The following is a 12,151-nucleotide window of genomic DNA, read 5'->3' as shown; positions in this document are numbered from 1 at the left end:
TCCTGCTAGGTTTTGAGAACCTCAAAAGTTACTCAAAATCAACTTTCAATCTAAATAAACCAAGCCCTTTTACTTTTTTTAAGTTGCTGAGCTGCTACTTGCAATAACGCTACAAAATTTTTGTGGTCTAAATCTTCTATAGATTTTAGTTGAATAGAACGTACTTGCTTCCGTTTGTTATCATTTTTCAAAACTGGGAAATCTTTTTCAAATAAAATACCTTGAACAAAAGCGACATCAACATAATCTTTTCCTTTTAAGATGTTCAAATAAATCATTGGTTTTTTACCAATATTATAGAATGGGATTTTATAGCTATAGCGCTCCTCTACTTCTGGTAGCGTATCTAAAATAACACTACGCACATAAAGCATAATAGATTGATAGGGTTCTTTTTGGTTGATAAAATATTCGTCAACTGGTTTCATTCTTCAAATTTATGTATATTTAATATATGAGATTATTTTTTTACATTTTATTCTTATTCATTTCACTATATAGTTTTGGAATAGATTATAACATCATTGATAAAAAAGTATCAAATTATCCAGATTATAAAAACATTGATGCTCTATGTTTTAGAATTTCTAATGATTTTAATACAGATGAAGAGAAAACAAGAGCTGCATTTACTTGGGTGGCATTAAATATTGTATATAATAACAACTATAATGTTGTATATAACAATAATATGATAGCAATTTATAAATCTGAATATCAGCGCTTAAGAACGATAAAAAAAAGAGAAGCAAAAATAGTTGATCATGTTTTTAAATCTAGAAAAGCAAATTGTTTTGGGTATGCACATTTATATAGAAAATTAGGTGAAAAATTAGGTGTTAAATCTAAAGTAATCTATGGAGTTACAAAATCTAATATTAGCGATATTGATGCCAATAAAACACATAAAGATCATGCGTGGAATATTGTGAAGGTAAATAATGAATGGAAATTAGTTGATGTAACTTGGGCTGCTGGTTATCAAGATACATCAACAAAAAAATTCATAAAAAAATTTAATGATTTTTACTTTTTTACAAACCCAAAAGCATTAATAAATCATCACTTTCCTGTAGAGCAGAAATGGCAATTATTAGCTAAGCCCATAAGTAAAAAGACTTTTTTTTCTACTCCAATATTTTATTCTGACTATTTTAACGCAAATTTTCGTCTTTCCAAAACTCATGACGGTACAATTTATGTTTCAAATGAGAAAAAAATTATAACCTTGCTTTTTGATAAAATTCCAAAAAGAAACATTCTACACTATAAATATCAAAACGATTCTTCAGTAAAAAAACTTAAAATAAAAAAGAATAAAGAAGGACAGTTTTTCTCCAAAATAAAGTTCAGTAATAAAAAGAATTCTCACTTAATAATATATAACAATCTAAAAGCTTCTATTGGATTAAAGGTGGAATTAAAAAATCATTCTATTTAAACTTAACAAAAAATTATGATGGCAATTTAAAAATATTTATTTACTTTGCAATTCAAAGTACTTTAAAATGGAATCAAAAGATTATTTAAAAGACATTAGCGAGATTAAAAACATGATGGATAAATCATCACGTTTTATTTCACTTAGTGGTTTATCGGGTATACTTGCTGGTATTTATGCATTAATTGGTGCAGGTATAGCTTACTGGTTAGTTACAACTTCAGTAAGAGGGTATTTAATTCTAGATGGAACAATATTCAGATTATGTATATTAATATTACTAATGGTAGCCCTTTTTAGTATAGTTACAGGAATAATATTAACCACAAGAAAAGCTAAAAAACACGGCGCAAAAATTTGGGATGCTACTTCACGTAGACTAGTATTCAATTTTTTAATTCCTTTAGTTGCGGGTGGCCTTTATATATTAATTATCCTCAGCCAAGGAAAGTACGGACATACAGGAGGCTTAATGCTTATTTTTTATGGATTAGCATTAGTAAACGCTTCTAAATACAGCATAGGAGACATCAAGTATTTAGGGTTTATCCAAATAGTCTTAGGGCTTATTGCAGCACTATTCCCTGGTTACGGATTCTGGCTTTGGGTAATAGGCTTTGGGTTTATGCATATTATTTACGGTACTTGGATGCATTTTAAATATGATAAATAATAGTTGTCAGTTTCAGTAACTTTAAACTAATAACTTTGAACTATAAAAAGTGAGCATAATAACCAACATAAATAAAGCATTCGATCACAGAATTAGATTAGGCATCATGTCCATTCTAATGGTGAATGAATATGCCGATTTTAATATGTTAAAAGAGCTTTTAGGTACTACAGATGGTAATTTAGCAAGCCATACCAAAGCCTTAGAAAAAGTGGAATACATTAAAGTAGAAAAGCAATTTATTGGACGAAAACCTAACACCCGCTACTCTACTACAACATTAGGAAAAGCAGAATTTAAAAAACACATAAACGCCCTCGAAAAATTAATTAATAAACAATAACATTTTTTTTATCAACTTACTTTGTAATTCAAAGTACTTTAAATTATATATCATGGAAGAATCACAAAAACCTCAGCAAAACAAATTCGGAAATTGGCTAAAAACATCTATCACAGCAAGAATGCTTATGGTAGGTTTCTTAACCTTTGTACTCCTCATCCCCTTGTTCTTTATTCAAAATTTAATTCAAGAACGCTCATTCAGGCAAACCGAAGTTATAGAAGAAATAAACGAACAATGGGGAAACGAAGTCCTCATTTACGGGCCTATTTTAAAAGTACCATACAAAACATACAAACAAAAAACAGTAACAGATAAAAAAACAAAACAAGTATACACTGAGACTATAGAAGAAATTCGCAACGCCTATTTCTTTTCAGAAAACTTAAACATCAGTACCAACATAAACCCCGAAACAAAAAAACGTGGTATTTACACAACTGCCGTTTACAATAGTAACATGAATATTACGGGAGCTTTCCTGAAACCAGATTTCAGTGATATTGAAATCAAAGACCAGGACATTCTATGGGACAAAGCAAAAATCATCATTCAGTCCTCTAACGTCAAAGGTGTAAACGAAGCTAATTTAAAACTAAACAATACGGCGTATCAACTCACATCAAAATACAATGGAAAAAAAACATATAAGTATAACGAAGTTGTTTTGCATGCCCTAGAATCAAAGAACATCAAAGCAGACCAACTCAATTTTCAAAAACCTTTAGCTTTTAATATCGATTTCAACATCAAAGGAAGCAAACAAATTCGCTTTATTCCAACAGGCAAACGTACCGAAGCACAAATAAAATCAAACTGGAAAACAGCTAACTTCTTTGGCGAATTCCTACCATACAATGAAGATAAAATCACAGATGAAGGCTTTAATGCCAAATGGAAAATTTTAGACCTCAATCGCCCGTTCTCACAAGAACATTTCAATAACATTCCAGATTTAAAAGAATTTGCATTTGGAGTCAATTTTATGATTCCTGTTGATGAATACCAAAAAAGTGAACGCTCCGCCAAATACGGATTCCTCGTTATAGGCTTAACCTTTCTTGTATTTTTCCTAATCCAAACCCTAAGCAAAATAAATATACATCCGTTTCAGTATTTAATGATCGGGCTTGCACTCACCATGTTTTACACGCTATTAGTATCCATATCAGAACATAGTAATTTCCTAAAAGCTTACTTAATTGCTGGCGTTTCGGTAATCAGCCTCATTACACTTTACTCAAAATCCATCCTTAAAACCATCAAATTCCCCATATTTATCGGGCTATCATTAACCGCTTTATACACATTCATTTACGTCATCATCCAATTAGAAAATTATGCACTCTTAGTAGGCAGCATTGGGCTATTCCTAATCCTAGCTATCGTCATGTTTGTATCACGAAAAATAGATTGGAACAACGGATAATTTTATTAGTTAATTATTTGGGCGTTACCCCGATGAAAAATCGGGGCCGCGCTTTTATTCATACACTTTATTATAAATTTTGGAATTCATGAACATAAATGTTTAGTTCCAAGTCCTCGTACCTCCTTCGTCGGGCTATGGGCTATCCACTGCAATCCCTTACGCAAATTGTAACTATATGAAACATTTTATAACAACCAGTAAAACCATAGCTGTTTTAAGCCTTGTAATAGGAACTATCCTACTCACTTTACAACTATACCGTTTCAATTCAAATAATCTAATTCAAATAGGCATTATATTCATAATATCCGCAGTAATAATTAATACCATATCACTCCTAGTCTTATTATTTGGCTTAGTAGGAAATACAGATAAGTGGGAAATACTAAAAACAATAGGCATAGTATTAGCAAATATTCCAATCGCCATTATATACTTCTATTTATTAATAAATTTTTTATAAAATGAGATTCAGTAGCACATACTTCATAATTGCTTTGCTTCTCTTTATTACAGAAGCACTTATAGCTATATTCCTAGAAACAGGCTTTATAAGATACACATTTGGCGATTTTCTCTGTGTTATTCTACTCTATTGTTTCTTCAAAATCTTCATAAAAGACCACCATTTCAAAATTGCTATTTCAGCTTTAATGATTGCCTTCGTTATAGAGTTTTTACAGTTAACAAACTATCTCGAACTATTTAATTTACAGGATAATTACCTAGCGAAAGTAATTTTAGGAAGCACATTTCACACATCAGATTTAGTTGCATATTCACTTGGCATTATTACCATAATAATTTTTGAATATAAAATTTACAAACTATGGATTACATAAAACACCTCTTTTTATCCCGATTCAAAACATTTGCTTTAGTTAGTGTTTCCATGCTATTTAGTATCATTTTATTAATGATTAGAATGAAGTTAACACACTCTTTCTTCTATTTGTTTTTAGTATGGAATTTGTTTTTAGCAGCCATTCCTTTTGTCATAACCACATATTTAGTAAGTGTACCCAAACTTAATAAATTTGTATTGGTGCTTTGGTTTAGTGTATGGCTGCTTTTTTTACCTAATGCACCTTATATAGTAACCGATTTATTGCATTTAAAAATAAGCACCACACATTTATTATGGTTAGATATTTTAGTTATAATATCTTTTGCTTTAAATGGTTTAGTGCTATTCTATTTATCTATTAGCGATATGAAAACTATTTTACAAACTTTCATAATCAAAAAGAAAGTAAACTACATCATAACAATAACCATTTTCCTATCTGGGTTTGGTATTTATTTAGGGCGGTTTTTACGCTATAATTCTTGGGAGATTTTAAGCAACCCCAAATATTTATTTGTAGATGTTATAAACATAACTATAAAACCATTTGCGCATCAGGAAGCTTGGTTATTTACAATACTCTTTGGAATATTTTTGAGTGTTGGATATTGGGTGTTTAAACAAGTTTATAACAATCAAATAGATTAAAGTAACTATATGGAATTAAAAAACCACCAAAAAGTAAAAATAGGTGGTTTTATATTTTATTTTTTAAATATCAATTATTCATTTAAATAATTCATTATACCACTGTAGTCGCCATAACCTTGTTGATAAATAATTTTCCCATTGGCATCAAAATCATAAGAATTATATAATTTAATAATTCCAGATTTAGCCTCGGTAGAATCTGTAGCTGATAAAGTAACTTCCCAAGCCCCATAATAACGTACCGAACCGTCTGGCAATTTAGTATCTGCATTAACACCTGGCAATAAAACTGGTGGATTATTTAAAAATTTAAAATCAAATCTTTCTAAGAATGCTTTATCACTGGCTTTAGATTCTTCACTAAGAACCATTACTGTGTCCACCTCTGCTCCAAAGCGCGTGCTTAAAGCCACAGCATTTTCGGCATAAATTGAGTAATCTGGTGTTTCATTTTCCCAATTTGAAATTGATTTCAAAATTGTCTCTGAGTTTTTTGCAAATAATTCATTAGCAGAATTGTCTGGTTCTGCTTTACACCCAACAATTAATAAGGCTAAGCACAACATTGAATACATAATTTTCATAATTACTTTGATTTTGATTAGTTATTAATATTGAAAGATAATTTATTTATTTGAATATTAGACATTTACAATATTTATTTATTCTAATCCATCAACATAACCTTGTAAATAGACAAAGCGTTCAGTGAGTTTTCCGTTTTCTGTAATTTTGGCACGTTTTAAAACACCATCGGCATCGTTATTAAAAAACGCAGGAATTACGTGTTCTAAAAACATATTGCCAAAACCTTCACTAGCATCTTTTGGGAGTTCGCATGGCAAATTATCGACTGCCATAACGGTTATGGCATTTGGTGAATTAAATGTTACTTCGCTTTCGGTTTGTGGATCATATCCGTAAAAAGGCTCTGCAATAGTTGAAGCACGCAATGTTGATGCAACTGGACCATCGACATCGCAAGAGATATCGGCTACTAAATTGATATTAAAATCGGGATGTTTTGCATCTTCTCTAGTAAATAAATATGGTGCATTATTACCATAAAAATGCCCCGCAATAAAAAAGTCGGCTTCCTTTGCATAGGGCATAAAATTACTTTCGTAACCTGTTGGATCTTTATAAAATTCCCACTTATCGCCTACTTTACCGTCTTTACGTTTGCTGTATTCCATAACATCGACCAAACAATATACAGGTTCGGTAAATTTTGATGTTAAATACAAAGCGTCACTTACTTGTTTTATTTTTAAATGATCTAAAATTTCTTTTGCACCATGGGCTACTTTTCCAGTTCCGGAAAGTAGAATTTTAATATTTGGAAGCTTAATTTTATCTAATTCTGCTTTAACAGCGTCTAAATCAGCAAGCGTTTCTACTTTTGGCAAGTTGAATAAGTTATCTCGTAATCCCAAAGCTCTAAACCCATTGTAAGCACCAACTAAACCTGCATAACGTCCGAAACCAATTAATCTAAAACCTTCTTTATTTACAATGGTTTCGTGATCGTAAAGCTCAATATTTTTATCAAGAATTGCTTGAAGTAGCTTACGATTATAAGGTTGCTTTTTAATGGTATGCGAAAAGAAAAAGTATTTTTTATTAGGTATTAAATTTTCTATGGGTACTTCTTTTACACCAATTAAAACATTGCAATCTGACACATCACTTAAAACTTCAAATCCTTTGTTTTTATATTGATTATCTGGAAACACACGAATATTGGACGCTTCGACTTTAAATTCTCCTTGGGGAAATTTTGCTTTGGTTTCTGCAAATTTTTCTGGTGAAAACACGACGCGTCTGTCTGGTGGATTTTTACGTTCTTTTATAATAGCAAATTTTATAGGCATTGTTTAATTTGTTTGTGCTAATTTGATAAAATTTTTATTAACTGACAACTAGTGAATGGTATATTAATTTGGTATAAATTTTGCATATATAATTATGTATCTGTTTAGTTATTAAAACTTTTTGATACCTTTGCTGCCCACGTTAAGGATTGAGGCATTGTTGGAGCTCTTTTTTATTTTTCATAAAAAAAGCGACTGCCGAAAGCCTGACGCACTTTTGCCATTAAAAGCAAAAGTGGGTAACGCCCAAATAATTAGTTTACTATATTTGATGAGTTCCCGAAATACTGAAATAAATTCAGCACTAGCAAGTTCGGGATTAATTCAATTACATAAATTAAAATTTACTATTTCATTAAAATAATGGGGTCGACTGGTTTTGACAGCGAGATTAATTGAATGGTAAGCACGTCGTGTAATGGCATTGAAACACGTAAAAGGCTAGACCAAATTTTAAACGGCGAGAATAACTACGCTTTAGCTGCATAATCTGAATTTATAGTAAGATTAGCCTAGGTACACAAGGTGTACAAGCTTTATGTCTCTGGAAAGCCTTGATTGGCGGCGTTCCATTTTGAGGCATCGTAAATGTCAATATAGATTGGGTAGCGCTTTGATGCCTTTTTGAAACTAAAAAAGATAAGTTATAAGTGGGTTGTCTTTAACCAGCTTATAATCGAAAACTCAAGAAAAGAATAAACGTGTAGAAAGCTCTTTGGTTACTTGTTTGGACGAGAGTTCGATTCTCTCCGGCTCCACTAGAGAGGACAATTTCAATTTAGTTGAAAATTGTCCTCTTTTTTATTATCTAAATCACTGTATATCTGCAAAATAAAATAAACCTTAAAACATCATTTGATTCTAGTCGTTCGACATTTACTTTCTTTATTCAAAAAAGAGATTTTCAGGAAATGTCGAACTTAGTAACTTCTATTTTTGTTCTACTGAAACTAATTTATAATGCTGCTTTAGGTATTCAATAAATGGTGTTCTATATCCCAAAGAAGAATACAAACGCTTTCTATTATACTAGACTTCTACTTTGTAAATCGCCTTGGAGAACTTGATAACTATACTTTGTCGCTCAAACTATGTTACAACTTAAATTACTTATCGAATGGAAATTACTTCGGTTGTTTGCTATTCAACAAACCTAAAACATTTATAGAAACTAAAGTAACTGTAATGAAATTGCAGTGTTTTAACCTTTTCTTTAAGTGCTTTGCGCAATTGTTTTACTTTTAAAGAATATCTGGTGATGGTTTTTGGATAATCTTTGAAGTTGGATTTGTTTTTTGAACTGCTCTCTATTTATAAATACGTTGCACTTGAACCCCTAGTTCATCTGCTATTTTTTTTAACGCTTTCTCGCTGATAACTTAATGGACTTCTTCTTATTTTTATGTTTTTAAGTAAACAGTCTTAAAACTCTGTCCGAGTAAATGTAGTAACTCCACTTATTTATTAAGATTAATAAGTTGAATAAAATCATTATTTTTAGCAAAAATTATTCCCCGTTCCATACTATCTCCTAACTTAATAGGTTTCATTATTTTTGTATCTCCTCTAATAAAAAGACCACTTTCTGTTGATGAAACTGGAGTGAAATATTCCTGACCATTACCTTTTAGTAGCAAACCGTAACCTGCATCATTTCTTGGTGTTTCAATTTCGGAAGCATATAAATTACCGACAGATATAATATCCTTAAACCCATCATTATCTATATCATCTAAAATGATATCATTTATAGAAGAAAACTGAGCCTTATTAGGTAAATCAGTTACATTAAAAGTGCCATCTCCAAGGTTTTCAATATAACATGAAGCAAATGTGGTAGCTAAATATTTAAGCGAGTTATCTAAAATATCCCCATAAACATCTACTAATGTTGCTTGACCAAAATCGTTATAAGTTGGAAATTTCTTTTTAATAAAAGGCATCTGAGCAGAACTACATGATCGCCCACGCAAAGGGTAGTTTTTACCTAAATCATAATAGCATAAAACAATATCCAAAGTTCCATTATTATCGAAATCTGTAGTGTGAACACCAAAAGGAGCATCAACACTTGCTTTATATTTATAATTTTTACCTAAATTACCAACCACAAGATCCATATCTCCATCATTATCCATATCTGCAGAAGCTACACTATACCACCAACCTGTTTTATCATTTAACCCAGAACTTGCAGTAATATTTACAAAGTTATTTTCTTCATTTTTAAATATTAAAATAGGTGTCCACTCTCCAACTACAACTAAGTCTTTTTTATTGTCCCCAGTAACATCTACCCATTCAGCATCTGTTATTAATCCTAATTCTTTAAAATATGGAGCTACTTTTTCAGTGACATCTTTAAATATTAATTTTCCGCTCTCAGATTTATTTTCTAAAATATAGCTTTTAGCAGGATAAGGGTATTTTCCAGGAATTAACCTACCTCCAACAAATAAATCTGTATCGCCATCATCATCGAAATCGCAAGGTTTAACAACAGAACCACTGGTTAGCATTTTAGGTAACACACCATGTGCTTTTATATAGTTGCCTTTACCATCATTTAGATAAAGTCTGTCTTGTAAACTGATGTCATTCTCCTTAAATTCATTTCCTCCGCTTACAACATATAAATCTAAATCACCATCATTATCAACATCAAATAATTCTGCTCCAATATCTTCACTATTAATATCTTTATCCCAAACTTTGCTTGTCTTTTCAACAAAATCTTTATTACTTGTTTGAATATATAATTTGCCTACATAGCCTTTGGCACCTCCTAAATAAAAATCTTCTAACCCATCATTATTAACATCGCCTACGGCTAAACTAGGTCCAAAGTTTGACATTTTATGAGGCAACAAACTTTCTTTTTCAAAATCATCAAATTCATTCTCAAAATGTTTAAAACTTATTTTAGAATCTTTTGTAATATCTTTAAAAATTGGTGTTGTTTTTTCAATATGTAACTCTTTAGCTATAGCATCTTTATAATCTATTGTAATTGTTTGGTTAGCTTTTATATTATTAACATATTGAATTTTCCCATCTGGCCATATAACCTGTAACTCTTTTAAATTATTTTTTTTACCTAAACCAAAATGTAATATTTCGGAAACAGAAGACTGAAACCCTCTAGTGAGGTATTGCTCTAATATCTGTTTACCGTTTTCATCTTTAGCAATCAATCTAGATCCAATACCTAAAGAATTATACTCTGATCCTATTAGTTTAATTTTCAAAAAGTTCCCTAACCCTTTCTCAGATGTGTTGTTTTTATAAATGAATGATTTATCATCAGAATTATTCACTACCAAATCTAAATCTCCATCATTATCAAAATCAGCATAAGCAGCTCCATTAGAATTGACTGCAATATTATTTTTACCTTGTAAACTATCATGTTTAAAAGTAAGGTCGCCATTGTTTCTAAAAAAATAATTTATCTTTTTTCGTTGTGGCATATGTGAGATAATATCTCTAACATATGCTTGTTGATCGAAGCTTTTTCCTTCTTTTTTTAGTTGTAATATCTCCTTTTGCTTTTTCTTTCTATAATTTACAAAATCATTATTTCTAAAATCACCTTTAATGCCATTAGCAACAAATAAATCCTTTAATCCATCATTATCCATGTCAAAGAATAATGGTCCCCAACTCCAATCTGTACTTGAAACACCCGCTAATTGCGCAATATCTGAAAATCTAGGCAACTTATTATGAACCCCATTGTTAACTTGCAAAGCATTATACATATATTGATGATGTAATCCTGAGTTAACATGTTTATAAAACCTATCAGGATTCATCCCACTCATACTTGTTTTAATATCATAGTTATGTTCAGACATCATATCAAGAGAAATAAAATCTAATAAACCATCATTATTAAAATCTGCGATATCATTTCCCATTGAAAAATTAGAGATGTGTCCTGTAGTTTCTTTTATGACTTCTTTAAAAGCTCCATTCTTTTGGTTCAAATAAAGATGATCTTTTTCAGAGTAATCATGCCCAACCAAAATATCTGGCCAACCATCATTATTTAAATCACCTATTGACAGCCCTAAACCATAACCTATTAAGTTATTTATAATACCACTGTTTGTAGTTACATCGGTAAATTTACCATTGTCATTTCTAAATAAACGTTCACCTTGAAATTTTGACTCGGTATTCATTAATTCTTCAATAGCCTCATCTGGATATAATAAAATACCATGATTAATTAGAAACATATCTAGATCGCCATCTCTATCATAGTCAAAAAAAGATGCTTGGGTTGAAAAATGTGGTAAATCTAATCCATATTCTTTAGCATTCTCCTCAAATATTGGGATTCCATCAGAATTATTTCCTTTATTAATGTATAATTCATTCCGTCTTTTATTTGGATCATTGAATTTTCCTGATTTAGATATGTAAATATCTAATTTCTCATCTGCATTAATATCTACCATAGTTACTCCAGTGGGAAAGCCATATTTACCTTTAGTCAATGTAATTTTAGTAACATCTTCAAACTTCAAATTTCCTTTATTTAAGAAAAGCTTATTTGATTTTAAATTTGAAATAAAATAAATATCAGGTAAATCATCACCATTTAAATCACCAACAGCTACTCCTCCTCCATTATAAAAATATTCGTAAAGCAAACCATTCATAGTTGTTGACTCCTTTAACTCGTTTTTAAAATTAATGTTAGATATATTAGAAGAAACAATTGTAAAAAGAGAATTAGGAATATTTTTATCAATAGGAGATTTATTATTATCTTCTTTTTTACAAGAAAATATAATCATCAAACAGAACCCCAATAATAAATTGCGATTTATATACATAATAAAATAATTGTCCTCAAAATATGTAAACAAAATGAGGCTG

Annotated in this window: 10 protein-coding genes and 1 other RNA gene; 7 read left to right on the top strand and 4 right to left on the bottom strand. The window is 30.4% G+C overall.

Annotated elements, in window-relative coordinates; genetic code table 11:
* Positions 1-50 precede the first annotated feature (50 nt).
* Entirely contained in the window at positions 51-428 is a 378-nt protein-coding gene (locus tag RG22_RS14985) for a DUF1801 domain-containing protein (RefSeq protein ID WP_034044723.1), read from the bottom strand.
* 26 nt (positions 429-454) lie between these two features.
* Between RG22_RS14985 and RG22_RS14980 the strand changes: the two genes are divergently transcribed.
* From RG22_RS14980 to RG22_RS14955, 6 genes are all read left to right on the top strand, one after another.
* The gene (locus tag RG22_RS14980) at positions 455-1,441 is read left to right on the top strand and encodes a transglutaminase domain-containing protein (RefSeq protein ID WP_034044721.1); all 987 of its coding nucleotides are present in this window, start codon (positions 455-457) and stop codon (positions 1,439-1,441) included.
* A gap of 67 nt (positions 1,442-1,508) precedes the next feature.
* Positions 1,509-2,114, top strand: coding sequence for a hypothetical protein (locus RG22_RS14975; protein ID WP_034044719.1), 606 nt, complete (start codon positions 1,509-1,511; stop codon positions 2,112-2,114).
* 49 nt (positions 2,115-2,163) lie between these two features.
* Complete coding sequence (locus RG22_RS14970) at positions 2,164-2,457, top strand: winged helix-turn-helix domain-containing protein (protein ID WP_034044718.1); 294 nt, start codon at positions 2,164-2,166, stop codon at positions 2,455-2,457.
* 52 nt (positions 2,458-2,509) lie between these two features.
* Entirely contained in the window at positions 2,510-3,886 is a 1,377-nt protein-coding gene (creD, locus tag RG22_RS14965) for a cell envelope integrity protein CreD (RefSeq protein ID WP_034044716.1), read from the top strand.
* Positions 3,887-4,353: 467 nt separating this feature from the next.
* Positions 4,354-4,731 (top strand): ribosomal maturation YjgA family protein, encoded by a 378-nt coding sequence (locus RG22_RS18295; protein ID WP_034044714.1) that lies wholly within the window; start codon positions 4,354-4,356, stop codon positions 4,729-4,731.
* Positions 4,719-5,384, top strand: coding sequence for a DUF1361 domain-containing protein (locus RG22_RS14955; protein WP_034044712.1), 666 nt, complete (start codon positions 4,719-4,721; stop codon positions 5,382-5,384). Before RG22_RS18295 ends, RG22_RS14955 begins: the two co-directional genes overlap by 13 nt.
* A gap of 74 nt (positions 5,385-5,458) precedes the next feature.
* Here RG22_RS14955 and RG22_RS14950 read toward each other — a convergent pair whose 3' ends face one another.
* Positions 5,459-5,971, bottom strand: a complete 513-nt coding sequence (locus RG22_RS14950) for a hypothetical protein (protein WP_034044710.1) — start codon at positions 5,969-5,971, stop codon at positions 5,459-5,461.
* A gap of 78 nt (positions 5,972-6,049) precedes the next feature.
* Entirely contained in the window at positions 6,050-7,255 is a 1,206-nt protein-coding gene (locus tag RG22_RS14945) for an NAD(P)-dependent oxidoreductase (RefSeq protein WP_034046168.1), read from the bottom strand.
* A 371-nt stretch (positions 7,256-7,626) separates the two neighbouring features.
* Here RG22_RS14945 and ssrA point away from each other — a divergent pair.
* Positions 7,627-8,022, top strand: a transfer-messenger RNA (tmRNA) gene (gene ssrA / locus RG22_RS17710).
* 696 nt (positions 8,023-8,718) lie between these two features.
* On the opposite strand, the gene RG22_RS14940 is transcribed toward ssrA, so the two are convergent.
* A complete protein-coding gene (locus RG22_RS14940; RefSeq protein ID WP_081997744.1) occupies positions 8,719-12,108 on the bottom strand; it encodes a VCBS repeat-containing protein in 3,390 nt (1,129 codons plus the stop codon).
* Positions 12,109-12,151 lie beyond the last annotated feature (43 nt).

The organism is Wocania ichthyoenteri Th78 (assembly GCF_000789235.1).
GTDB lineage: Bacteria > Bacteroidota > Bacteroidia > Flavobacteriales > Flavobacteriaceae > Wocania_A > Wocania_A ichthyoenteri.
Note: the sequence above shows the minus strand (reverse complement) of the source record. Positions and strands in the feature narration are given on the sequence as shown.